The organism is Anabaena sp. CS-542/02 (genome assembly GCF_028331085.1).
In the GTDB taxonomy this organism is placed as follows: Bacteria; Cyanobacteriota; Cyanobacteriia; order Cyanobacteriales; family Nostocaceae; genus Anabaenopsis; species Anabaenopsis arnoldii.
The window spans coordinates 1-26068 of sequence record NZ_JAQMTM010000161.1 but is presented as its reverse complement, the minus strand read 5'-3'; the positions used below and the strand labels follow the sequence as shown (position 1 = coordinate 26068).

Here is a 26068-nt window from a genome sequence, read left to right as displayed (position 1 = left end):
GGGTAATGTTAGATGCAAAATACAATCCTTGTATTCCGCACTAACTTTATTATTTTGCACCAAGGTAGGTAGAGAAATCGCCCGTTGGAATTTACCGTAATAAAATTCACTCTTGCTGACACCTTTATTTTCGGTTTTAGTTTCCGATTTCCGCTCACCAGTAATATAAACGGTGTCTTCTGTAACTTGTATATCCAGGTCTTTGGTGTCGATTCCTGGTATTTCTAGCTTGACATTAACTGCGTCATCCCCTGTGCCATTGACATGACTTATATAATACCAATGTACTTTCATTTAGCGATTGCTACGCAGTGCTGCAAGCAGGGCTTCGCGATCGCCTGTGCCAGTTGCGTAAGTCCTAATATAAACCGTATCTTCTGTCACTTGTATATCCAGGTCTTTAGTTTCCATTCCTGGAATTTCTAGCTTCACATTAATTGCGTTACCGGTTTCCCATATTTCCGCGGCGGGAACTTTACTGGTTTTATTCCTCCGGGGACAGCAGGAACAATCAATGATGTTAACGTCCCCATGGGAGGATTATCTGGTGTAGCCTGCGATGCAACCAACAATCTTTACTATCTGATCGGTCTACTTTGACGCTCCCCGACCTCAGAGGAGGGTTGAAAAGTGATGATTCATGTACCAAATGGTCTACAAAGCTAGTATCTGAATACACTTAATTACGTAAATTACTTAACTAGGGTCTTAGCACCCTAGTTTTTTTGTGTCCGGTGATTTTAATAATTTTTTATAATAAAACTTTAACAAAATATTTATTAAACTAATACATCTGTTTGTGGATAGATAATTAGTAGTTTAGTTATTGCTTTTGCCACTTTTAACTGATAAGCTTAAGCTCTAACAGTTAGTACGATATTCCGACTGTAATACCGTAGATTAATGGCAGACAATCCCATGAAATTCAATTTTTTCAAACAGAAATCTTTTTTTTCCAAGTTTCCAGCAATATCTACCCCACCACTGGTAGTGGGTTTGAGCCTAATAACCCTTGCACCATTTGCTATAGCAGTTACCTCTCCAAAGACTCAACTAATTAGTCAAAGGAGCAACCCCCAAAGGGTAGAAATTAATTTAGTATCTTATGCGGTAACTAAAGCTGCCTACCAGGAAATCATTCCGCAGTTTGTCGCTAAGTGGAAAAGGGAAAAAAAACAGGATGTGGTAATTCGGGAGAGCTATGGTGGTTCAGGTTCTCAAACCCGTGCTGTCATTGATGGCTTACCTGCTGATGTGGTGGCTTTGGCACTGGCATTGGACACTAACAAAATTCAGGATGCTGGTTTAATTAATCCGGGATGGGAAAAGGAAGCTCCCAATAATTCAATTGTTACTAGGTCTGTAGTAGCTTTAGAAACTCGTGCTGGCAATCCCAAGAAAATTAATACTTGGAGTGATTTAAGTAAACCAGGAGTTAAGATCGTGACCGCTAATCCAAAAACCTCTGGTGGTGCCAGGTGGAACTTCTTGGCGCTGTGGGGTGCTGTTACTAAAAATGGGGGTACTGATGCTCAAGCAAAAACTTTTGTGAGTCGGGTTTTCCAGAACGTGGTTGTGTTACCTAAGGATGCCCGTGAGTCTAGTGATGCTTTTTATAAAAAGCAACAGGGTGATGTACTGTTAAATTATGAAAATGAGGTGATTTTGGCGGCGCAACAGGGAAAGACTGATGTCAGCTATACGATTCCAGCAACGAATATTTCCATAGAAGGGCCTGTGACGGTTGTGGATAAAAATGTAGACAAGCGAGGAACTCGTGAGGTATCCGAGGCATTTGTAAAGTTTTTATTTACACCCGAGGCACAACGTGAGTTCGCCAAGGTGGGTTTTCGCCCTGTTAATCCTACAGTGGCAAGAGAAGTACAAAGTAAATTTCCTAAGATATCTCGATTATATACTATTGGCAATTTTGGTGGTTGGGATGCTGTTCAGAAGAAGTTTTTTGCTGATGGTGCAATTTTTGACCAAATTCAAGGCAGTCGGCGCTAAGTCTTACGGGGTGTTTGATAAGTTTTAGGCAGTGAAAATTTCAGCAAATCTAAGAGGTTGTTTGATAAGTTTTTAGCCATGCTTTACATCACATGGTCACCCCCTAAATCCTCCCTTAGTAAGATGGGAAACAAGAAAATCCAGTTCCCTGCTCTTTCCAACAGGAGGGTGAGGGAGGGGTAAAACAATATTGAGTACATTAATCATCACTTTTCAAACGTGCTTTAAAGGCTGAAAGTATAGGAAGAGGTTACCGCTATTTAAACTCGTGGAGGAGATACCTGCCATCAGTGGAGTTTAAATGTTGCCGTTGCAGATGGATTAACTAATTTAATTAACAGGTTTCTCTAATGACTTTACATTCAACAGTTCTGGTGGGACGGATATTAAGTCTTCCATGGACGTGGCGCATTACTGTGGCGTATTTGACAGTAATGTTGTTTATTCCAGTGATAGCCATGTTTCTCAAGGCTAGTACGGAGCCCCTGGGTAAAATTTGGGAAATAGCCACCAGTCCTTTGGCCTTGGCAACATATAACGTTACTTTTGTTACGTCACTATTCGCATCTCTGTTAAATGGAGTCTTTGGTACGGTGATTGCTTGGGTGTTAGTGCGTTATCAGTTCCCTTTAAAACGCGTCATAGAAGCGTCTGTGGATTTACCTTTTGCCCTACCCTCAGCAGTGGCGGGATTAACTTTAGCTACTGTTTACAGTCATAATGGTTGGATTGGCTCTTTGGTGGAACCTTTGGGTATCAAGATAGCCTTTACTCGCTTGGGGGTGGGGATAGCCATGACTTACATCTCCTTACCCTTTGTAGTGCGCACAGTGCAACCAGTACTACAGGAAATGGTGCGGGAAGTTGAGGAGTCTGCCTGGAGTTTAGGGGCTTCTGAATGGCAAACTTTTTGGAGGGTGACGTTCCCTGTGTTGTTACCCACAATTTTAACTGGTGTGGCTCTGGCTTTTTCCCGTTGTGTGGGTGAGTACGGCTCGACTGTCATTATTGCCTCGAATACACCATTTGAAGATTTAATCGCACCTATACTAATTTTCCAACGTTTAGAACAGTATGATTATAGTGGTGCAACTGTATTAGGTGCGGTGTTATTATTAATTTCCTTGGTATTACTAATGGGGATTAATCTGTTACAAGCCTGGGCTAGAAGATATGACACAAAATAAACAAAGAAATTGGGTGCCAGTAATCTTAATTGGCATCACTATTAGTTATTTGGGGTTAATCTTATATATTCCCGCTATTAACGTTTTTTACCAGGCGTTTAAAAGTGGTATAGGTGCTTTTGTATCTAATCTGACTCATTATGAGTTTCTCCATGCGGCTTGGCTAACGTTAGTAATAGCTTTAATTACCGTGCCTATTAATACCGTATTTGGACTCTGTGCAGCTTGGGGTATCGCCCGTCATAATTTCCCTGGTAGGGCCTTAGTACTGAGCATTATTGATTTGCCTTTTTCTATTTCGCCAGTGGTGGCAGGTTTAATGATTGTCCTGCTCTATGGGCGACAAGGATGGTTTGGGTCTTGGCTGGAAAGTAATAATATTACTGTCATCTTTGCCTTACCCGGTATGATTATAGCCACGGCATTTGTGACAATGCCCTTTGTGGTTAGGGAGGTAATCCCTGTGTTGGAAGAAACAGGCAAAGACGAAGAAGAGGCGGGTAAAACCCTGGGGGCTAACGAGTGGCAGATATTTTGGCGGGTGACTTTACCCAATATTCGTTGGGGATTGCTTTATGGGGTGATTTTAACTAATGCTAGGTCAATGGGCGAGTTTGGAGCTGTATCTGTGGTTTCTGGGAATATTGGCGGTTTAACCCAAAGCTTGCCTTTGTATGTGGAGGATGCCTATAAACAGTATCAAACTGAGTCCGCATACTCGGCGGCCCTGTTGTTGGCACTGTTGGCGGTGGTAACTCTGATTCTCAAGGGAATTCTGGAACGGAAAACCCACATTAACGATGTGGATTAATTGAGTTAGGCTATGGTTCCCGGTTACGGGGTTCTTTGTAGGAAATTACCACATTTCTGAAGGGGGATTTAATCATTTGTCTTTATAGAAGGGCAAAGAGTCGGTGAATCGGTTTTCATTAGCACTGACTTCTATCAAGATTGATGATTACCCCGCAATCCCATAGTCAGAAGTCGGGGATATCAGAAGGCAAAAAATCACAAAGCTCTCTGGGAGTGGGGATGGTACCATCAAGATATGGTACTACCAAGATTTCGCGGGGGCGTTAATTAACCTATACAGATACCTAACTTTGTGCTATTGATCGCTATTAGCTAAGACAACCCGCAGCCAGCCAGGCTTGGGGGAATATGCTATCTTTGGCTAGTAATGCTTCAATTGTGGTGTTGCAACCTTGGTTAATCTGGCCGCCAGCTGCTTTAATTATTCTAACTGTGCTGTCTTTTAATTTACTTGGTGATGGGTTGAGGGATGCTCTGGATCCCCGCAGTCTGCGAAGATAGAGGAGAAAAAAAGTTTTTTCCCCTCTATATATATCCTTTAATTTCCCGGTGCTGTGCTTAGGGAGCCAAGGCGTTACCGCGAATCAAACTACCAATAGTTTTAGCAGTAATTTTCAGTTGGGTAATGGGGTTAGCGGGGACAACTGTTTTATACAGATAGCTGTCAAATGTCAGCTTCTGTACATCCAGGTCATCGCACATTTCTACAAAGGCTTCCCGGGTAGCGTCGGAACGATAGAAGACAGTTTGCAGAATGTCTAATACTTTGTAGGTGAGTCCGTATTTTTTATCCCAGCGCTTCAAGTAAACCTTGAGGTCTTTTTCTGTGGGAATGGTTGCACCATTGTTAGACATTTCCACAATGGTTTCTGCACACATCCGCCCGGACTTAGCTGCAAAGTAAATACCTTCGCCGGAGGACTTGGTAACGTAACCAGCTGCATCGCCTACTAACGCAATGCGACCGACAACGCGACGAGGGCGGGGATGTTCGGGGATGGGGTGAGCTTCTACTTTGATAATTTTGCCGCCTGCTAGCTTTTTGGCTGCACGGGTGCGGATACCTGCTTGTAACTGTTTGATGGTGGCTTTGTTGACTTGCATTGTGCCAGTACCAACAGCTACGTGGTCATATTTGGGGAATACCCAGGCGTAGAAGTCGGTGGAAACGTCGTCACCGACGTACATTTCCGCTAGGTCGTTGTAATACTCCATTTGCTCCTGGGGGAGGCGAATCCGCTCTTGAAAGGCGATCGCATAGTTATAATCTCCCGCATCCATTTCTTTGGCAATACGAGAATTAGCCCCATCCGCCCCTATAATTAAATCTACTTTTAGGGTTTTTGTAGTCCCTTGTAAACCGCCTTCGCTGTGGTCTACATAGTGGATTGTATAAGGGTCGGTATTATTTGTGGGTATATCAACTTTATGAACTGTGGCATTAATTAAATTTGCGCCTAGTTTTGCCGCCCGATTGCGCAGGAAACCATCTAGGACTTCCCGGCGGCACATTCCTATATATTCTTCTTCTTTTACTATATTGATATTAACCTCACGATTGGAAGGTGAAATCATTTTCATCTTCCGCACACGGCGATCAATAATCTCTGGTGGGAGGTCAAACTCAGCCACCATACACAGGGGAATTGCACCGCCGCAGGGCTTCGCATTATCTAGTTTTCGCTCAAATAGGTAAGTTTCAATCCCCGCTTTTGCTAGCGTTTCCGCCGCAGATGAACCAGCAGGGCCTGACCCAACAACAGCAACCCGTAGTGTCAAAGGTCTTCTCCCAATAGTTGATAAAAACGTTTAACTAGAGCATCCTATCACGGAGTTTTGTCTAGTTTCCCGCTCTACCTTCTGGTTTTGAAGGAAATGCAATATTCCTTAATGTTTCGATACAAAAACCAGGATTAGACAGCACCAGAATCACATTTATTGCTCCTGGGTCAGCTTATCTGTGGTATATGTAAAACACGGTAATCCTAGCAAGAAGCCGTAGATTCTATTCAAGAGGTACAGCAGTGGGTATAGTAGTTGAGAACGTATCTAAAAATTTCGGGAACTTTCAAGCGGTAAATCAAGTCGATCTGGAAATCAACAGCGGTTCACTGGTGGCTTTATTGGGTCCATCAGGTTCTGGTAAATCCACTTTGCTGCGGTTAATTGCGGGGTTGGAAACCCCAGATAGCGGTAAAATTTTACTGACTGGTAAAGATGCTACATATCAAAGTGTCCAAGATCGCAATATTGGATTTGTGTTTCAGCACTATGCCCTATTTAAACATTTGAATGTGCGTCAGAATATTGCCTTTGGTTTAGAAATTCGCAAAGCACCGGCCAAGAAGATTAAGAACCGGGTAGATCAGTTACTAGATTTAGTGCAACTGAGTGGATTAGGCGATCGCTACCCATCACAACTTTCCGGTGGTCAGAGACAACGGGTAGCATTAGCCAGGGCTTTAGCTGTAGAACCTAAAGTATTATTACTAGATGAACCATTTGGCGCACTTGATGCTAAAGTGCGTAAAGATTTGCGGGCATGGTTACGCCGCCTCCATGATGAAGTTCATGTGACCACTGTTTTCGTCACCCATGACCAGGAAGAAGCTATGGAAGTTTCTGACGAGGTGGTGGTGATGAATAAAGGGCGTGTAGAACAGGTGGGAACACCAGCAGAAATTTATGACAATCCGGCGACGGCTTTTGTCATGAGCTTTATTGGCCCTGTGAATGTTTTATCTAACACCTCAAATATTTTCCAGAGCACCGGCTTTGATTCGGCACATAGTCAAGTATTTTTACGACCCCAGGATGTGGCGATTTCCAGAGAGGCTAATGGTAATACTGCACCAGCTACAGTAACTAGGTTAATACATTTGGGTTGGGAAATTCAGATAGAATTAACTTTAGATGATGGCCAGGTGGTAGCGGCGCATTTAACACGCGATCGCTTTAATGAGTTACAGTTAGAACCACAAGAACGCGTATATGTCAAGCCAAAAGATGCGAGGTCTTTTCCCCTACACTATTCGATTTAGCCATAGAAGATGTTTAATAAGTTTTCAACAGGTAATTTTTATCTTAGGGAACAGGGAACAGGGAACAGGGATGGGGAAGGATTGGGAAGGATTGGGAAGGATTGGGAAGGATTGGGAAGGATTGGGGAACACACAAAAAACAATAAAATCTAGTCCCCTCCCCTGACAAGGGGAGAGTTAGGATGGGGTGAAATAATACTTGATACACTAATCATGACTTTCCAGACATCCTCTTAGGCTAATGAATTAACCCACAATAGCGAGCGGTTTGAATAAAAAAACCCCCGATAAGCTATAAAATAGCTGATCAAAGGGTTCAATTTTAGTACTTTGCACATGAAATGTATCCCACATGAATACTGTATCTGTCCTTTTTTAATTATGTGTGCCAAAATGCCAGGTTAATGTCAATCATGTAATCCATGGCGGTTTTTAATCATTTGTGGCTACCTGTACCAAAAAACTTGACTTTATTACCAAATGATGTTCATGTTTGGCGGTTTCACCTGGATATCCCAGAAGCACAGCGGGAAAATTTATTAGCAACCCTCTCAGATGATGAAGTTGCTCGTGCTAATCGATTTCATTTTCACCGAACTGGAGAACATTTTATCGCTGGTCGGGGTATTCTGCGGCGGATATTGGGTAGATACTTGGGGATTGAACCGCAACAGGTGCGATTTGATTATCAAGAGCGTGGTAAACCAGTTTTAGCAGATACTTTAGGTAAAAGTGGACTATGGTTTAACTTGTCTCACTCTCAGGGTTTAGCTGTGTGTGCGGTGAATTATGCTCGTCAAATCGGTGTAGACTTAGAGTACACTCGCCGGATCTGTGATGTGGAGAGCTTGGCGAAAAGGTTCTTTTTACCCAGAGAATATGCTCTAATGCGATCGCTATCTCCTGAACAACAGCAAGAAACATTTTTCCGTTACTGGACTTGTAAAGAAGCCTACTTAAAAGCAACCGGAGAAGGACTAGGTAAATTAGAACAAGCGGAAATCAGCTTAACTCCCACAGAACCGGCCCGGTTACACAAATCTCAGTGGAGTCTGTTGGAGTTAAACCCTGATGAAGATTACTTAGCTGCTGTGGTTGTGACGGGTAATATTGAGACTTTATACTGTTGGCAATACTGATACAAGTTTAGTCCCATGTCCGGGCTAAACTTGATCAACCCACTAAGCAAGAGTTAAAAAGCCAGTTTGAACTAAGTAAGAAGTGTAAGTCATCAACAATTGAGAATCAATTGGGGGACAAGTAATAGAACCACCTGACAAAGCTTTCAAAGTAGCTTGACAACTAATAATGGGTCTTCTGGATTGCAGATATAAATCAGGGATAGTCAACTGTTCATCAGACCAGCGTTCTAGTAAGAAAGGACGCAGGGTATATAAAGGATTCTCTGTAGAAGAGACCTCATTAATTAACTTTGATTGCCACTCTTCATAGGGAATCATCTCTATGGGATAACCAAAAGATTTAACCCATTCTACCAAATCTTTTAAAGAAATAGGTTGAGGATGTTGCAAATGGAAAGCCTTACCAAGAGATTCTGGCTGTCTTGATAGGTAAACAATAGCCTTACTGACATAATCAACAGGGGACATATCTAACATATAGTCTACATCAGGGAAAGTCCCCATTTGTAAACAGCCCTTAGTCATCAAATTGATAAAATCATGGGTATTACAAATACCTGTTTTGCTATCCCCTGCAATTAATGGTGGTCTGTGAATAGTTACAGGTAAACCGCGGTCACGGGCGACCTTAACCAACTTTTCCGCCACCCATTTAGTCTGAGAATAACCTAAATAAATACCTTCCCAATGGTCAAACTCATCCTGTTCTTCTACCAAATGACCAGCATAAGCAGAGGATTCAAACACCGCCACACTAGAAACATAATGTACAGGCTTAACTTTAGTGTGACAAGCTAACCGCAAAACCTCTTGAGTACCTAAAACATTAGCTGTTTTGAGCGCCGAATAAGGATAAACATAATTAAGCAAAGCCGCACTATGATAAATAGTATCAATATTGCTAGCTAAAATTTGGAATTGTTCAGGATTAATCCCCAAAAGTGGTTGAGCCAAATCACCCACAACAGCAATCAGTCGAGAATTAAACTTTTCATCCCAAATTGCATACTGCTGTAAATTCTTTTGCAGTTTGGTTTTAGCTTCCAACCCATTAGCAGCACGGACTAAGCAATATATATCCGCATCGGTTTCTTCTAGTAGTTCCCGGATAATAAAAGCGCCTAAAAAACCAGTTCCCCCAGTTAGAAATATATGCTTAGGTGTGGCTACATCCACACTCACAGCGTTAGCAGGATCAATAGTGGGGTCAAGGACAACTTCAGCCGCTAAGTTGAGAACCATAGGGTGAACTTGAGCATCTGGAGAGATATCTAAACCTAATGGAGATTCTAGGCGATCGCTCTCGGCTAAACGTTGGGAAAGGGACTCAATATTAGGATAGTGCCATAAAAGAACTGGAGATGGTTGAAAGCCCAACATTTTTTCTAACTGACTGACCAGAGTCATGGCCTGTGCTGAATCTAAACCATAGTTTTCTAAATTCTCCCTGATATCTATCTCATCAGTTTCTACCCCAATTAACTCAGCCAAATGAGTAACTAACCATGCTTGAATATCCGCCGCACTATGAGATGGTTGTAGAGTCATTTTTTTAAATCTCCAATAATTGAGAAGAATCTGGACAATACTGACTGTAGACTTGAGGAATTTCCATTCCTTGGATTTTTAAGCTTTGAATACGATATAAAAAAGCTGCTCCCTTCATGATGTGATCAGCCACATCAACCACCCGACGATTATGGGGTTCAGCTAAATAAGAACCGCGCACCCAGTCATTAAAACTACCCATAGCTGGGCCACACCAAATCTGATAATCCACCTCTCGACCCTTTTCACCGGAAGTAGACCAGCGGGAAGATAATCCTAAATAAGAGCGAAAAATTAGCGCCATTTTCAGCTTAGGATTATTAACAGCCTTCCCTAATTTTGCCGGGTTTTTCTGGGATAAATAAGTAGCTGTTGCTTCCCAGACTTCCGCTAGAGTTTTACGGAAAACCTGCTTTTCTAATTTTTCTCTTTCTGCTGGGGGAATCTCTTCAATTGAGTTGTAGGTACGGTACAATTCATACAACTTTTGCGCTCGCATGGGAAACATAGTTCCCCGTTTGAGGACTTGTAATTTTACCCCCATTTCAAACATATCAGCAGCGGGAGCCATGGTCATATCCGCCATTTCAGCTTGAGCCAATAATTTTTTAGTATGGTCACAAGCTCCAGACTCGACACAGGATTGATTAATAGAACCAGTCATGACATAAGCAGCACCCATCATAAAAGCTGCTAAAGCTGATTGGGGTGTAGCAATTCCCCCAGCTACGCCAATTCTAACTGGTTGCTGGTAATGAAATTGTTCTTGAATTTCATTCCGCAAAGCAATAATAGAAGGTAATAAACAGACTAAAGGACGATTATCTGTATGTCCGCCAGAATCAGCTTCTACTGTAATATCATCAGCCATGGGTACTTGGGCTGCAAGTTTGGCTTGTAAATCGGTGATTAATCCTTGTGCGAGTAGTTCTTGAAGGATTTTGGGGGGTGCTGGTTGGAGAAATTTTGTAGCTACTTCTCGACGGGAAACTTTAGCAATGACCTTGTTTTTGATTTCAATTTGATTGGCATCATTTAAACTCAGCCCGGCAACGCGGTAATATACTATATTGGGGGTTAAATCTAAAAATGCCGAGGCTTCTACAGTTCTTACCTCATATTTGAGGTATAATTTCACAGCCTGGCGTTCCATAGCCAAATCATTGGGGCTGTGAATTAAATTGAAAGCATAAGGACCATAGGGTAAAGCAGCCTGAATAGTTTTAATAGCTGATTCTAGGCGTTCTGGGGGTAAACCACCAGCACCAAAAGAACTCAAGATTTTAGCTTGACCCAGAGCAATCACCATTTCTTCAGAAGCTATTCCCCCCGCCATTGCACCGGTGACATAGGCATATTTTACCCCATGAAATGCTAGGAATTTGGGGTCTCCTAGTTGTTGCAGAGTGATGGGGGGGATGAAAGTGATCAGTTGTGTTGTTGGTGTAGTGTTAATCGGCACTCGTAAGATTGACGATGTGTTTTCCACAGAGGATAAATACCCCTCATGTGTAACACCAATTTTTCCCCCAACTTTGACAAAGTAACAGGGTTTATTTAATGTTAGTAGTTTATCTTTGATAGCTGAATTTTCAAAAGATAAAGTATCTAAAGAACCTTTCCAGATCAAGTTTTGAAATTGGCAATGAGGGGCTTGCAGACTATTATTGTATTGATTTGGTAGCGTATCTACGGGGGTCACTGTAGTTATACCTCTTGTCAATGATGGTTTATTAACTGTGAATGGGGAGGTTTTAGTAACCCCATGGATGTAGTGATCTGGTGTGTGCAACCTCCCCAAATTACTTATCTATCTGCATTCAATAAATTTTCAGCACAGGCTAACTGCAATTTAATGATCTGGCTCATCTGTTGACTAAAATCTTGTCTGGCTTGGAGGAAAGCAGAGTGATTTTTTGTGATGCGGTTGTTGTTTGCACTCAGTTCTTTATACTGAGTTATGTTTAGTTCCATGATTCTAATTGTGTGACCAATGTGGTTTTGGGTTGGAGATGACACAATTGGTTGTAGAGTTTGTTGTTCCCAGGAACCGACTGACTCAGAAGATTGTAGTGTTTCTGGAGCCTCAAAACCGTGTTCCATGATATTTTTTGTGGTCTGCTCCGCGGGTATGGGCGGAGCCAGGCGATCGCTCTGATCTGATTCTGTAGATAATGGTATGTTTTGATGCAGTTTTTCAACCCGATAATTGCGCGGGATATCTGGGAATAATTGGCGGTTTTCTGGACTCAATATACTGTTGGTAATTGATTTACCGCCCAGGGTAACCTTGTGGAGAGTTAAGTTATTTTGTTTAGTGGATGCTGTGGTGAGATTGTACAGAGGTGATAAATCTAAATTAACCCGATGACTGACGAGTTTTGCCAAGGCTTTGACTATAGAGGTGTGGTCATCCATACCTCGGCGATTCAGGGATATGGTGATGTGTTCTTTGTTTTCTAAGATTTTACCAATCCATCGGGAACAAACGCCACCAGCGCCAGCTTCCACAAATATTTTCACCCCATCATCGTAGACACGGTTAACTAATTGGGGAAAGTCAAGTTGTTGACATAGTGCGGTGGCGATGCTGTCGGCTATGACGGCGCTATCAAGTGCGATGGGTTGATACTTAGCTGCTGAGTAAAAAGTTATGCCTGGTAGGTCTTGGGTAGGTAAAGTATTAACCTTGGCTATCTCTTCGTACTCTGAACCCATGGCTTCGCAATGAATTACATGATCGAAGGGTGCGGCGAAGGAGTTACAACCAAGGGATTTAATCACCCTCTGACAAGCTGTTTTTTCACCAGCAATTAACACCTCTTCTGGTGTGTTAATTTGAGTTAAATAAACCCGCGGCTCATGTTTTAGGCATTGTTCCACTTGAGAGGGTGTAGCCATAAGTACATAAGTAGCCCAGAAGTTATCATCTTGTAATTCTGTCGTATCCGTCAACCCCCAATACTGACGCACAGCATTTTTAGGGCCAGATAATTTATCGCCAAACAAAGGGGATGAGTTCAAGGTATTACTACCGCCCTCAAAATCACTCCACACTCCTTGGGCCACCATCATGCTGGTTTCACCCAAGCTATAGCCAAAGACGCATTGGGGTTTGACTTGAAAATCATCCCGGAAAATCGCACTCATGTATCTGGCGAAGGCGATTTCACTTTCAAACATCGCCAGGGAATCATCTAACAGTTGCTTTTCCAGGCTTTCTAGTTGTCTGGTGGAGAGTTTAGGGAAGCTGCGGGGGTAAACTAATTTTTCCACATCAGCAGCACGGTTGTACAGATTATTACTCTTGAGGTCTTCAAATACTTTGGGGAATAAACGGAAGACTGTCCGACCGATACCGATGTAGGAATTAACAGCAGCGGGATAAACGTAAGCCACACTAGCGCTTTTACCCAAGGGTTTGGCTGTAAAATAACTACCGTTAGGACTTTGCCAATCTGTACCTTTTTCAAAGGCTGTGTTTACACCTTTACGAGCCGCATCAATTTGTTTAAGTAGTTCTTTTTTATTACGTCCGGTAATTGCTAGAGCATATTTAGCTTCTGAACTTTCTTTAAAAGTTGTGAAAGTCTGGCTCGCAGTAGTGGATAAACAAGAACTATCTTCAATACTTTGTTGGAGGCTATTTAAAACCTCTTCTAAGTTGCTTGGATCCCGCACTGCTACAGGTAACAGGTAAAAAGGTATTTGCTGTAAATACCGACTGTCGCGCTGTTGTTGGTTTGGGTCTTCTGACAAGATGACATGAGAGTAAGTGTCATCTATACCTATGTTATTGATGGCGGCTATGCGGCGGGTGGCTCCTTTATCAACAAACCAAGGTCTGGACTCTGTAGCCACATAAAAAGGACTACCCTCCCATTGTTGTGGTGTCTTGACACTAGACCATTGAGGAGTAGCAGGAATGTATCTGTAATAAAGACAGAGTGCAGTTTTGATTAAACTAGCAATTCCTGATGCCGTATAGGTATGACCTATATTAGCCTTTACACTACCAATGGCACATTGTAAACCATTACCACTTTGGGGATAAGCTTGTAATAAACCGGTAATTTCCGCTTCGTCTTGTTGAGGAATACCACTACCATTCACCTCAACATAATTAACCTGTTGAGGTTGAATTTCTGCGGTGTGAAAAGCTTGTTGACAAGCATCATTTAAGCTAGATGCAAAACTTACCGCCTCGAGTACAGCATAAATCCGGTGGTTATCTTGTTGAGCAGTGTCATGACGCTTGAGGACAACTGCACCAGCACCCTCACCGACCATCCAACCATTAGCATTCTCATCAAAACTTAAAGTATTGATCCCTTGATTTACCTGAGCCAATTGACTCCGCAATAAGACATTTTCTACACCGCCAGCCAAATCTATCGCACCCAAAACTACAGCCTCCACTTCCCCGTCCGCCAACAGCATTTGTGCCACTTCCAAGGCTTTAAGAGCAGAGTTTTCACCCGCGGTCATGGTGAAGGCGGGGCCGGTAAAGTTCCACAAAGCAGAAATGCGACTAGCCATAATATTGGCAATGTGACTGACATACTCCCCAGTTTCAACGGGATGATGGAGACTGTCTTTAACAACCCCTTCTAGTTGGGCGAGGTGTTCATCGGATAAGCAAATATTATCCTCTAATAAACCCTCTTTCAACTGCCAGGATAAATCCCATCTTTGCTGTAATTGATGTACAGAAAGTTCCGTTTCTGCAGCCACAATTACTGCAACATTTCCCCCTGGTTTAAGTCCCGCATCTTGAACGGCGCGGTCGGCAACTTTGAGCAGTAACAGTTGTTGGGGATTGAGTTTTTCAACTTCCTTGGGGGGGATTTTATAAGCTAAAGTGTCAATATCAAAATCTTGGATGTATGCCCCTACAGGTGGTTTACCATCTGTTAAACCATACTGTTGCAGTAAGCTGGTTTGCTCCTCTATACCTTGCCATCTAGAAGGGGGTAAGGGGATAAAATGCTGGGTTCCTTGATAAATACTGCGTTCAAAGGCATCTAATCCGTTACATCCACCGAAAAAGGCATCCATACCCACAATGGCAATTTTAGCCAGTGGTGTAGGTGTTGTATGGTCTACTGGTGAGGGTGTAGTACTTTGCTCAATAATTAAATGGGAATTAGTACCACCAAAGCCAAAGGCGCTGATTGCGGCTCGTTTAATTGATGGATGGTGGTCGGTGAGCGAAGTCGAACCGTTGTTAGGCCAATGCGTTGCTTTTCTGACAATGTTGTCAGTAGAAATAACATGATTGTCTGAGGTTAAAGGTGTATCAATATTAATGGTAGGTGGAATGACTCCCTCAGACATACTCAAAATTACCTTGGTCAAGCCCACCATACCCGCAGCGGTTAATAAATGTCCCGTATTGGCTTTAGCGGAACCCACCAGGGGGGAGGCTTGATGTTGGCCAAAAAAGGTATCTATGGAATTGAGTTCAGTTGTATCACCTAATAATGTTCCGGTAGCATGACATTCTAAGTAATCGATGCTTTGGGGGCTGATTTGTTGCTCACTATAAGCTCGTTCAAAGGCCAGGACTTGTCCTTTGGTATTGGGGCTGAGTAAATGTTTACCTTTACCATCGTTGGAGAGTCCATTACCGCAAATTGTGGCCAGGATATTGTCACCATCTCTGACAGCATCGGCGTATCTTTTGAGTACTACCATACCCACGCCGTCGGCGGGAATCAGACCTCTGGATGTCTTATCTAGGGGGCGACTGGTACCATCTTCTGCAAAGCCTTGGACACCGGAAAAGAGCATCCGCACAAATAAGGAATCTGCACAACTAATGGCTCCCGCTAACATCATGTCAGCTTTATGGGATGATAGATAATGAGAGGCTAGTTTGATGGCATAAAATGAGGAGGAACAAGCAGCATCTAGACATAAATTAATTCTAGATAGTGATAGGGCTTGAGCAACTATGGATGCTGGTAAGCCGGAAATCATCCCATTGTAAACAGATGCTTTGATTGCTGTTGGTAAAGGGGCTAAATGAATATTTTCATCTTGCAAAAGTTCTTTAACCCCAGGTGCGATCGCTTGCTGATAAATAGGGGAAAATAATTGATGGGAAAGTTTAGTGGGGAAGGAAAGATTACCGAGAATTACGCCACACTCAGCGAGTAGCTTTTGATTACCCCAGTACCCACTGTTACTAATGGCTTGTTTAGCAGCGTACAATGACCATTTAAAGGTATCATCTAAACTTGCGATTAATTCTGCGGGTAGGTTGTAACCAGATGGGTCAAATTCAAAATCCCGGATATATCCACCTTTGAGGGAATAGGTTTTATCTGCTGTCCCTTTAACTGGATGGTAAAAAATGCTGGGGTCTACCCCTATTTCGCTGATGGTGGCTAATGATGTAGCATCTTTTTGGGAAACAAGATTTTGCCAAAATTCTTCAGGAGTCTTAGCATCGGGAAATAAACAAGATAATCCGATGATGGCTATTTTTTCCATTGTTATATCCTCAACATCTGCGGGGTATTTAAAAGAAAGTAGGATTTACGCACTTACCCAAATTGAGAATTTTTATGGCGATCGCTATCGGTCAAGCACCACGGAGCAGGGAGTAAAAAATATACTACTCCAGCAAAGCCGCTTTTTAAGTCTCCTCGGTTTCCTTTGTGTTGCTAACTTTTCATTAATTTTGTTGACCAAATGATGGCATGAGCCCCTAGCATTTGGGAGTAGATTCTACCATGATTATCGTGGATAATAAAGTCGGCGATCGCACTACTTGCTGTTTTAGATTTTACTTCACAGGAAACATAAAATAGTTCATTATGTGGTGTAGGGGCAAACTGTTCAAACTTCTCTACCTTTCCGGGTAAGCACCCTTCTTCATAAAAGTGCTGTGTCCATATCCACAGGGCGTGCATACTCAGGTCAGTTGTATAAGGATTTACCCATTTTACGGGGAATTGTCCTTGTTTTTGGGCGCTGATCTCCGTCCACAAACATTCTGTGGTGATTTTTTCTTGAGTAATATTTAAAACTCTTTGCACTTGCTGAAATGAAGGGCCATGAAATAGGGTAGCGCCTCCATGCTGATAGAAATCTTTACCGGTATCGCTAATAATGTCATCTAAATTTAGATTAATAGATTCATAACTAGGAGCCTGGGGAATTTCGCGATGGAGATTAAGTTGAGCGCTAAAATGGTAATGGACTTTTCCCGCTGGGTTTTTACTGGATATTTTGGCTTTAACGACAATTTTTTCGCCGTTGATTTTCTCAAGTTCTTCTATTTCTAAAGTGTGTTCTTTAGCTAAAGTGTGATTGAAGGTGATCCCCTTTAAAATCCTGAAATCTGTGTAATTAAATAATCGATAACCCGGATACATTTCCTCACAGGTATTAATTATCCATGTCATTGCACAAGTAGCAGGTAAAACAGGAGTACCAGCAATCACATGGTCATATAAAAAAGGATTAGCTTCCAGTGTCATCTGGCGACGGATACGATGAGTGCGCAGATAGGAATCTAACTCTGTGGTGGGGGGAAGAAGGGGACTACCAATCACAACTTGGGTAGTATCATGATAGGTGGGGTGTAGTTCATTAACTAACATTTGTGTACCTACATCCACCGGGATAATATCAATACCTCGTTCTGTAAAAGCCTTTTTCAGTTCTGGGGACACCATCCCACTATCCCAAGCACCCCAGTTAATCGCCACTACATGACACTGAGGATAGTTTTGCTTGATTAAATGGGCTGATTTATTGAGGATTTCATTGGCGATCGCATAATCAGATTGGCCGATATTACCGTAAAATCCACTGACGGAGGAGAACAATACTAAATGTTCTAGTTGCTGAGGTTTTACACAGGTGAGGAGATTTTCTAACCCCTGGACTTTAGCATTATAAACCTTCTCAAAATCCTGGTCAGTTTTCTTGGAAATCAGTTTATCAGCTAAATTACCAGCTCCGTGAATAATGCCAGTAATAGTACTCACAGATTCTAATTTTTGCTGTAAATCTGTGACATTAGTGATATCCACACTAATATACTCTGCTTGAGCGCCCGTTGCTGCTAAACTGGCTAAAGTTTGCTTAATTTCCCGACTAGAAGCAATCTGATTATATATCTTCAAAACACTCATAGGAGTAGGCTTTTGACCCTGAGCTTGAAGATACTCCATAATACGTTTCTTTAAGTCCGCCTCCGACTCACAGTCTTGAGCGAACTCTGGTTCAATATCCACAAATTCCGAACGACCGAGGAGAATAAACCTACAAGGGTAGTGCTGGGCCATTTTAATCGCACATTGAGCAGTAATACCCTTAGCACCGCCACTAACAACAAAAACCATGGAAGACTGTGTATTCATATTATTGATAATTTATGATGAGAAACTTGCACAGACGCACTAATGTGGGGGGGTGTGCGTCTGGTGCGTGAGATATAACCCCCAACCCTAGGGGAGGTAATCAGCGACCAAAGTCACACGACCTTGAGAACCGTAAGCTACCTCAGTGATATAAAGGTTGGGGTCATGCAATTCAGCGATAATGTGTGCTGCTGAGGTTTGAGGATCTGCATAGGGACTTAAATCAATAGCGCGAGTAAAAACTCTGGGCCATTCCCAGTGGAGAGACTTGGTTAAGCCAAATAAACCTGCACCGATAACTGGGAAATTAACACTATGTTCTAATCCAAAAGCACCATCTAAACGAGTTACACTCAAGAAACAACTGCGTTCATAACGGGCCAGTTGATTGAGAGATTGCTGGAGATGTTTAGCTATAAAGAAGATGTGCTTGACAATTGCCTTTTCTTGTGGTATATAAGCAGGTTGTTGATTGGGGGTAAATAGGGGATGAATGTGGATAAAAGCGGCAATATTGCCGAAGTGAGTGGCGATCGCAGATAATTTATGTTGTAGTAATTCTTCAGTCATATCTGCGAGGACTACACGATTCACCCCCGCAGGTAAAGGGGATTGTTGGGGAACGATAGAAGGGGGGAAACTTAAGATCACCACTTTGCCACCGCGATCGCTTAAACTTTGAGCTAGTTGGGAAGTAGTGAGAGACCCATCATCAGTGATGACCGTAACGTGTCCCTCTGGTACTACAAAATCTAAACTATCGGGGGGTGGCAAAAAATGCAGTTTAGCAGGTCGTCTGGTTACCCCCTCAATTACCTGGACTGGTTGGTAACTAAACTGCGACTGGGGCTTTTTTTTTTCACCCCCAGCCAGCTTCTGGAGGTAATCAACTATTTGACCGATGGTGCGGAGGTCTGCGAGTTCTTCAATATTGGGTTGGGGTAAGTTAGGGTACTTTTCTTGCATTGCGCCCAATATTTCCACCCGTTTAATGGAGTCAATACCTAAATCAGCCTCCATATCCATTTCCATTTCCAGCATCTCTACCGGGTAACCAGTTTTATCGCTGGTGATGGCTAACAAGGTTTGACCCAAATCTGCATAATCATCAGTGGTTGCTATTTCTAGTTCCATGGGGGGAGTCGTCTCTACAAAACCGGGGATCTTATTTTCCCCCATGGGCATTACAAAGACAGGAGATTCCATGGATTCTAGCATAACTTCTGGAGTGCTAGTAGGGGTTTTTGTTTCTACAGCAGCATTACTAGAGATATGGGATTGCAGATATTCTACAACTTGACCAATGGTGCGTTTTTCCGATAATTCTTCTAAATTAGGCTGGGGTAGTTCGGGGTACATATCCTGTAATGCACCTAAAATTTCTACCTTTTTGATAGAATCAATACCCAAGTCAGCCTCCATATCCATATCCATTTCTAGCATCTCTACCGGGTAACCAGTTTTATCGCTAGTAATAGCCAACAAATTGTTACCCAAGTTGGCTAGGTCAATATGAGGAGCAGCTGGTTTAGTTTCAATTACAGGTTCTGGATTCAGATCCCGGAGTTCTGAGATAGATTCGAGATGGGGTATAGTTTCCTGGGTGTGCTCCTGAATTGTAGATTCAACAGTCTGGGGTATAGTGGTTTCAATTACAGGTTCTGGATTCAGATCCCGGAGTTCTGAGATAGATTCGAGATGGGGTATAGTTTCCTGGCTATGCTCCTGAGTTGTAGCTACAGAATCACCGGAGATAATGTGAGAATATTCTTGTTGTATAAGTTGGAAAAAGTTTTTGGAGTATTCTAACTGTTCCAAAAGGTATCGTTCATGAATGCGGAGGGTTTCACCTTGGTGAGTGTGAAACTGCATCATCCCATGTTCGAGACTTTGCTTGACAAATACTTGAAGTTGTGCTGCATCTGCCAGAGATTTGCTGTTATTAAACACAGCGTTCTGTTGCTGCATCAATTGGAAAAACGCCTTGGTGTATTCCATCTGATGTTGCAGATAAGTCCCGTGGACTTGTAAATTTTCAGTTTGATTCTTTTGGAACTGTGTTAAGAGGTATTCTAAACTTTCTAGGGCTGTTTGGTAATTGACAGGTTTTTCTGGTGTTGGTTGCATTGTGGTCTCCGGACTGCTAACAGGATGGGGTGGGGTGGTTGACGGTTGACGGTTGACGGGTGATGGTTGGCTGTGTTTTTCAGTTAACAGTGAACTGTCAACAGTCAACCCATGATGTCCATTCTGCAAAGCTTGAGTGAAGGCGTTTTTAGTTTTTTCCGAAACATAGTTAACACCTTTTAAGCGCACATTTAACGCCTTCTTCTGCTCAACTGGGGGTAGTACAGGTTCAACTTGGTAAGGGTCAAGGTTTTTTAAAGCTAGACCTAGGACGCGCAACTGTACAGCTGCTTCTCGTAAAGAGCGATCGCTGTTCTTTTGGGTGCTGGGGTTTAGGGAGATGGTGAGATGGGGGCGATCGCCTAAAATATCCTTGACTAAATTGCTGAGAATGCGGCGCGGTCCAAATTCCACAAAGCAGGAACCACCAGCAGCATAGATATTTTCAATTTCCTGTTTAAACATCACCGAGTTAGCCAAGTGAGTTTCCAAGATTTTTTGAATACCTTGGGGGTCTTGGGGGTAGGGCTTACCTGTGACATTAGTAAAGACAGGAACTTGAGGCGGATTAAACTTAACAGACTTAGTGGCGATCGCAAAGGATTTTTGAGCAAAAGCAATCAGGGGGGTGTGGAAAGCTGCGGAGACAGGTAACAACACAGCGGTACAACCCTGGTCGTGTAAAGCTTGTCTGACCTTAGTAATTTCTGCGGTCGGTCCAGCCAAGACCACTTGAGTAGGGGAATTAAAATTAGCGATCGTCACCTGGGGAAACTTGCGCAGCACCAGAGCAACCTTGCTCATATCTTCCTTCACCGCCAACATACTTCCCGCGTCGTGGTCTGGGTCTTTAGGCGCAGCCATAGCTTGACCTCGAGACTTGACTAGAAACAAATAATCCTGCTGACTCAAAACCCCTGCAGCCCACAAAGCAGTCAGTTCACCAAAACTGTGTCCGGCGACAAAATCGGATTTAAACCCGGCTTGTTGCAAAATAGAATACAAACCGGCACTAAACACCCCAATAGCGGGTTGAGCATATTCTGTGCGTTGCAGTGCTGCAACTTGCGCATTTTTCTCCGCCTCATCAAAGACGGGACGGGGGAAGACAATATCCGAAAGTGGCTGTAAATTATCCTTGAGTAATAAACTATCCATACACCCATGTAAACGGCGCATGGTAGGAAAATTCATTACCACTTCGCGCCCCATTTCCAAATATTGCGAACCTTGTCCAGAGAACAGAGAAACCACCTTTCCGCCCAACTCCATTCCAGAGGAACGGTAATAAATACCCTGGGGATGTTCCCAAGCAGGTGCGGAAGCTTTGTGTTGGAGCCAGTCAATAGTAACTTGGATCAACTTACAGGCTTCGGGGACATTTTCAGCCACAAACCCCACCCTAGGAGCCGCCAAGGGAATTTCCAAAGATTGGGACTCTTTGACTAAAGCCGCAAAATGTCTATCACCACCATCCCCTTGCAACTTACCGAGAGTTTCTTGACACTTACTCAACAGCTGTGCTGGGTTGTGAGCAAACAGCAGCACTTCATGAGCGGTACCATGTAAACGGTAGGGAAGGTTTTCTGGGGTTTCGTATTCTTCCAAAACCACGTGGTAATTTGTGCCACCAAACCCGAAAGAACTCACACCAGCGCGTCTTGGGGGTTCCCCGTCGGCCTTGATCCAAGGTCTGGTTTGAGTATTCAGATAGAAGGGAGAATTTTTGATATCCAGTTTAGGATTGGGCTGAGTAATATTAATGGTTGGGGGTAAAACCTTATGATGCAGTGCCAAGGCTGTTTTAATCAAACTTGCAGCCCCAGCTGCGGCTTTAGTATGTCCGATTTGAGACTTAACACTCCCCAAAGCAATATGCTGTTTTTGGGAATCATGTTGACTAAAGTAGTCCTTTAAAGAACCGAACTCCGTGGGGTCACCAGCCATTGTCCCAGTACCGTGGGCTTCCATTAACCCTACTGTAGCGGGGGAAAAGCCAGCATCATCATAAGCGCGTTCTAAGGCTTTAACTTGGCCTTCCTTGCGGGGAGCATAAATACTCTTGTAGCGACCATCGCTAGAGGTACCAATGCCTTTAATGACTGCGTAAATTTTATCATTGTCCCGTTGGGCATCTTCCAGGCGTTTGAGAACAATCATCCCAATACCTTCGCCGAGCATCATCCCATCAGATTGAGCGTCGAAGGGCTTGACATTTTCACTGGGGGAAACCGCCGGTGTTTTACTGAAGGAGATGTAAGCCATGATGGTGTTATCAGTATCCACACCACCTGTGAGCATCATATCAGCCCGATATTCCACCAGTTCACTAATGGCCATTTTCAGAGCGCCAAAGGAACTAGCACAAGCAGCATCAACTACACAATTGGTTCCGCCAAAGTTGAGGCGGTTAGCAATGCGTCCAGCAACGACGTTGGCTAGCATCCCGGGGAAAGCATTTTCATCCCACTTGATATAGGCGCTTTTGATTTTTTCGATAATTTTTTGGGTATCTTCATCGGAAATACCACTGCTTTTAAGTGCCTTTTCCCAAACAGGATACTCTAACCGGGCGGAAAGTGGCATTCCCAATTGCTTGGCCATGGCCACGCCTAAAATTACCCCGACATTTTCACGGCTAAACTCCCGAGAGTCGCCATAGCCAGCATCTTCCATTGCTTCTTTAGCTATGACTAAACTTAATAGCTGAGAAATATCTGTCACTTCTAAAATGCTGGGAGGAATACCAAATTCCATGGGGTTAAAATCTACCTCGGGAATAAACCCACCGCGTTTACAATAGGTTTTGTCCTCAGGGGTTCTGGGGTTAGGGTCGTAATAATCTTCGATGCTCCAGTGTGTGGGGGGAACGTCAGTAATACAATCAATTTTGTTAACGATATTCTGCCAGTATTCCTGTAAGTTCCTAGCTTGAGGTAAGAGCGAAGCCATCCCGACAATGGCTATGGGGTTTTGTTGTAACTTTCTATTAATCTTATTAACTGACATGGGTTTCTCCTGGTGCGATTTTTTTTCCTCTATTGACCTAATCAAAGTTTTCTCAACACTGTTGATAAGGCTCTCCAACTCTGCCATGGCCGTATCAATTGAATAAGCAGACATAGGGCATATACTGTTGTTAAGTAGTGTGAATTATGATTGCTCCTGTGGCGAATCTGTAGCAATTCCTAATTCATAATTAAGAAGTCAAATGAGATCTGGTTGCTGATGGGAATTACACATTTGAATATGATTCTTCTTGTGGGTTAGGTAATTCCTACTTACATGAAATATGCTGTAATTGCTTGTTTGTAAAATAACAATTTTGTCACCCTAATTAATTTGGGAATACAGCATTTTTGAAATCATGTTATACAGCACTGGATTCTTGATATTGAGGTAATAGGTCAATGACATTGTTGAAACTAGAAAAATAGTCCCGGAGTACGTTAGCAGCTTGACCCGTGAATTCCATCCATTCGTAATGGTAGAGATTTTCAGCAATTGTATCCCACTGGATGAGGGGAAACTGAGGAGTAACCACTAGGACAGAAACGCTTTTTTCGCCCAAACTAGTTTGGGTATCTAGCCTAACCGCAGCAATGTAGCTGGTGTTAATCACAACGTTCTGTATCTTGATAAATGCCATAGACAGTTTCAGCGTCCAGATAATTTATTTTAAGCAATTTGACCCAGAAAAGTTGACAATTTCGTTACAGAAAAAACATCCCCCTTAATTCTGAATTAATGTAGTTTTCTGTAGAAATACTCACACACTTATCAGGTGATGCCATGGCGGTTAGGTTTAGTTTTGCTTTTTTAATTTTCCACAGAATAACTAATTTCCTTACCGATTTGAATCGTCTGAATTAATAAAAAGAATAGCATGATTCACAGAAACTAAATCATTGGTTTAACTGATTTTTATAAAAAAACTAGATTCTGGCTGGTTTGGGACGGGAAAACATCGTGGGTTATAAGTATAATTTATGCCTAACACTATAGGAAAATAATCAGCTAAGTTCTTTATAACTCATTATTTTCATGTCAGCACTTATATATATAGAAGTAAATTAAAGAAAATAAATACATAAATCAACTGCATAAATGTTTGGCTGGATTTTTGAGAAGAACATGATAATTAACGGCAAAGATGAGAAAATTCCTAAACCTAAAATTACCTAGTGACAATAATCGTAATTTATAAAGGAAATATTAAATTATCAGATGGTGCCTAATAAACAAAATTTATTTCTTATAAATCACCTCAATTATGAGGATATTTATTAATATCTGACAAAGCTGTTACAGACTGATATTATTGTTTTTTCACCAGATCACAACTAAGACCGCAATGGAATTTTATGGGGGACTTTACCAGTCCATTGTTGCCAACGGATGATTCCCCGATTCACCAATTGGGGATTTTCATCGCCAATAAAACAGATGCGCGCCATTCTTTCACAAGCAATGAGAATTTCACCGTTTCCCATAAACGGAGCAATGACAAAATTATGCTGATGGGTATATAAATTAATTAAGTAGTTGACAATACCCTCAACCCCATCAATATTCATTGGTGTCTGTGGCTGAGATATGGATTGGTGGGAAAAAATGCCCACATAAACATTACCAAGAACTAATTCATATTGAAAGGGCATTTGGCTATGGCGGTAAAAATCATAAATATGACCCGGTGAACGCAACACCGCCACCACCCGCGCCTCATCTACCAAGTAATTATGCTCCCAAGTGGGGGAAAGGGTGGCGATCGCTAAGGCTGCATCTGATGGTAACAGGTTTCTAAAATTTAAACTGGCAGTATGATGACAATAAACTAAATGCCGGTCTAGCATCCATTGTTCACCGATTTTCACCCTGGGGTCATGAGTAGCAATAGCTGATTCTGGCTGGGGTTGACCTTTTTTAAGTGCTAACTTAGCGTCCCTTTGGGCCATAGCACTTTTGTAAGCTAATAACTGTAACTCTTTTTGCTTGGCTCTGGCTTCCACTATTACTTGAGCTAATCGTGTTGATTCTGCTTCATCTCCCCTGACCTGTTGCTGACTCCAAGTCTGATGAGATTCTTCGGCCAACACACGTTCTTGATTCCCAGCCCTAGCTATCTTCAGTAGTGCTGTAGGACTATTAGCAATTGGGGAACCCTTAATAATTTCTTTAACTTCTGGGTGGATACCTTTAGCAATCTGCTTACCATGCTGAAAGGTGCGTTCAGAGTAGCCCACTTCTTTGGCTAACTCCACAGTGCGCTTGAGGGGTGGTGAAACGGTTTCACCACCTTTAGTGGTATATTGATTATCGCCAACCTTAGCCCGAACCCCCATCCGCTCTAAAATTTGGTCTCGCTCCCACCACAATTCTGAACGTTCCAGGGGTTCTAACTCATTACGAATCAAATTCTCGTCAATTTCTGCCAACCGGGATTGGTCAGAGTTTTCATAGTTGACAATATGACATTCAACAGTTTTTAGCCCCAAAAGTTTGCAAGCTGTTAACCGATGCAAACCTGCAATTAAATTTAGCTGTTGATCCACGGTAATCGGGTTTAATAAACCATTAGTCTGAATGGACTCCTTCAACTGATTTACCTTGTCGCCTTTAACCGGACGGCGGTTACGACCAATGCGGATTTTATTTATAGGAACTGTAGCCATAGTTACTCAACTTCCCTACAGGTGAAAATAGCATTAAGTATATAGCCTCAGTATACCCAATCGGTAAACAATAAATCTAAATTCCTGTTCCCTGTTCCCTGTTCCCTGTTCCCTGTTCCCTGTTCCCTGTTCCCTGTTCCCTGTTCC

Annotated in this window: 15 protein-coding genes and 1 pseudogene; 6 read left to right on the top strand and 10 right to left on the bottom strand. The window is 42.6% G+C overall.

Going from position 1 to position 26068, the window contains the following annotated elements:
• Both PN447_RS16845 and PN447_RS16840 read right to left on the bottom strand, forming a co-directional pair.
• The coding region (locus PN447_RS16845) for an Hsp20/alpha crystallin family protein (protein WP_271764161.1) at positions 1 to 294 on the bottom strand (294 nt) is incomplete at its 3' end.
• Entirely contained in the window at positions 295 to 459 is a 165-nt protein-coding gene (locus tag PN447_RS16840; protein WP_442867110.1) for an Hsp20 family protein, read from the bottom strand. It abuts the gene before it with no gap.
• Between the two features lie 459 nt (positions 460 to 918).
• Between PN447_RS16840 and PN447_RS16835 the strand changes: the two genes are divergently transcribed.
• The 4 genes and pseudogenes from PN447_RS16835 to PN447_RS16820 form a co-directional block, all read left to right on the top strand.
• Entirely contained in the window at positions 919 to 2010 is a 1092-nt protein-coding gene (locus tag PN447_RS16835) for a sulfate ABC transporter substrate-binding protein (RefSeq protein ID WP_271764160.1), read from the top strand.
• A 350-nt stretch (positions 2011 to 2360) separates the two neighbouring features.
• Positions 2361 to 3197, top strand: a complete 837-nt coding sequence (gene cysT, locus PN447_RS16830; protein ID WP_271764159.1) for a sulfate ABC transporter permease subunit CysT — start codon at positions 2361 to 2363, stop codon at positions 3195 to 3197.
• Entirely contained in the window at positions 3184 to 4008 is an 825-nt protein-coding gene (cysW, locus tag PN447_RS16825) for a sulfate ABC transporter permease subunit CysW (RefSeq protein WP_271764158.1), read from the top strand. Before cysT ends, cysW begins: the two co-directional genes overlap by 14 nt.
• A gap of 314 nt (positions 4009 to 4322) precedes the next feature.
• Positions 4323 to 4511, top strand: a pseudogene (locus tag PN447_RS16820) (ABC transporter permease); the annotation flags it as partial.
• Between the two features lie 57 nt (positions 4512 to 4568).
• On the opposite strand, the gene chlP reads toward PN447_RS16820, so the two are convergent.
• On the bottom strand, positions 4569 to 5789 hold the full coding sequence (chlP, locus tag PN447_RS16815; protein ID WP_200986864.1) for a geranylgeranyl reductase: 1221 nt from the start codon (positions 5787 to 5789) through the stop codon (positions 4569 to 4571).
• Positions 5790 to 6034: 245 nt separating this feature from the next.
• Here chlP and PN447_RS16810 point away from each other — a divergent pair, with 245 nt between their 5' ends.
• Both PN447_RS16810 and hetI read left to right on the top strand, forming a co-directional pair.
• A complete protein-coding gene (locus PN447_RS16810; protein ID WP_271764157.1) occupies positions 6035 to 7051 on the top strand; it encodes a sulfate/molybdate ABC transporter ATP-binding protein in 1017 nt (338 codons plus the stop codon).
• 422 nt (positions 7052 to 7473) lie between these two features.
• Positions 7474 to 8190, top strand: coding sequence for a 4'-phosphopantetheinyl transferase HetI (hetI, locus tag PN447_RS16805; protein ID WP_271764156.1), 717 nt, complete (start codon positions 7474 to 7476; stop codon positions 8188 to 8190).
• A 42-nt stretch (positions 8191 to 8232) separates the two neighbouring features.
• Here hetI and PN447_RS16800 read toward each other — a convergent pair whose 3' ends face one another.
• The 7 genes from PN447_RS16800 to PN447_RS16770 form a co-directional block, all read right to left on the bottom strand.
• Positions 8233 to 9741, bottom strand: coding sequence for a thioester reductase domain-containing protein (locus PN447_RS16800; protein WP_271764155.1), 1509 nt, complete (start codon positions 9739 to 9741; stop codon positions 8233 to 8235).
• Positions 9742 to 9745: 4 nt separating this feature from the next.
• Positions 9746 to 11443, bottom strand: a complete 1698-nt coding sequence (locus tag PN447_RS16795; protein ID WP_271764154.1) for a PfaD family polyunsaturated fatty acid/polyketide biosynthesis protein — start codon at positions 11441 to 11443, stop codon at positions 9746 to 9748.
• Positions 11444 to 11547: 104 nt separating this feature from the next.
• Positions 11548 to 16239 carry a PfaB family protein gene (locus PN447_RS16790; protein ID WP_271764153.1) on the bottom strand — a complete coding sequence of 1564 codons (4692 nt, stop codon included), beginning with the start codon at positions 16237 to 16239 and terminating at the stop codon, positions 11548 to 11550.
• A 173-nt stretch (positions 16240 to 16412) separates the two neighbouring features.
• Positions 16413 to 18119 (bottom strand): SDR family NAD(P)-dependent oxidoreductase, encoded by a 1707-nt coding sequence (locus tag PN447_RS16785; RefSeq protein ID WP_271764152.1) that lies wholly within the window; start codon positions 18117 to 18119, stop codon positions 16413 to 16415.
• Positions 18120 to 18206: 87 nt separating this feature from the next.
• Complete coding sequence (locus PN447_RS16780) at positions 18207 to 23369, bottom strand: type I polyketide synthase (protein WP_271764151.1); 5163 nt, start codon at positions 23367 to 23369, stop codon at positions 18207 to 18209.
• Between the two features lie 247 nt (positions 23370 to 23616).
• Positions 23617 to 23895, bottom strand: coding sequence for a hypothetical protein (locus tag PN447_RS16775; RefSeq protein WP_271733660.1), 279 nt, complete (start codon positions 23893 to 23895; stop codon positions 23617 to 23619).
• Positions 23896 to 24589: 694 nt separating this feature from the next.
• The gene (locus PN447_RS16770) at positions 24590 to 25921 is read right to left on the bottom strand and encodes a ParB/RepB/Spo0J family partition protein (protein ID WP_271764150.1); all 1332 of its coding nucleotides are present in this window, start codon (positions 25919 to 25921) and stop codon (positions 24590 to 24592) included.
• Between the last annotated feature and the right edge of the window lie 147 nt (positions 25922 to 26068).

What these genes read in the sequence shown, in the direction of transcription:
- PN447_RS16835 (WP_271764160.1), top strand. Translation starts at nt 919, where the DNA reads ATGAAATTCAATTTTTTCAAACAGAAATCTTTTTTTTCCAAGTTTCCA.
- cysT (WP_271764159.1), top strand. Translation starts at nt 2,361, where the DNA reads ATGACTTTACATTCAACAGTTCTGGTGGGACGGATATTAAGTCTTCCA.
- cysW (WP_271764158.1), top strand. Translation starts at nt 3,184, where the DNA reads ATGACACAAAATAAACAAAGAAATTGGGTGCCAGTAATCTTAATTGGC.
- hetI (WP_271764156.1), top strand. Translation starts at nt 7,474, where the DNA reads ATGGCGGTTTTTAATCATTTGTGGCTACCTGTACCAAAAAACTTGACT.
- PN447_RS16800 (WP_271764155.1), bottom strand. Translation starts at nt 9,741, where the DNA reads ATGACTCTACAACCATCTCATAGTGCGGCGGATATTCAAGCATGGTTA.
- PN447_RS16790 (WP_271764153.1), bottom strand. Translation starts at nt 16,239, where the DNA reads ATGGAAAAAATAGCCATCATCGGATTATCTTGTTTATTTCCCGATGCT.
- PN447_RS16785 (WP_271764152.1), bottom strand. Translation starts at nt 18,119, where the DNA reads ATGAATACACAGTCTTCCATGGTTTTTGTTGTTAGTGGCGGTGCTAAG.
- PN447_RS16780 (WP_271764151.1), bottom strand. Translation starts at nt 23,369, where the DNA reads ATGTCTGCTTATTCAATTGATACGGCCATGGCAGAGTTGGAGAGCCTT.
- PN447_RS16775 (WP_271733660.1), bottom strand. Translation starts at nt 23,895, where the DNA reads ATGGCATTTATCAAGATACAGAACGTTGTGATTAACACCAGCTACATT.
- PN447_RS16770 (WP_271764150.1), bottom strand. Translation starts at nt 25,921, where the DNA reads ATGGCTACAGTTCCTATAAATAAAATCCGCATTGGTCGTAACCGCCGT.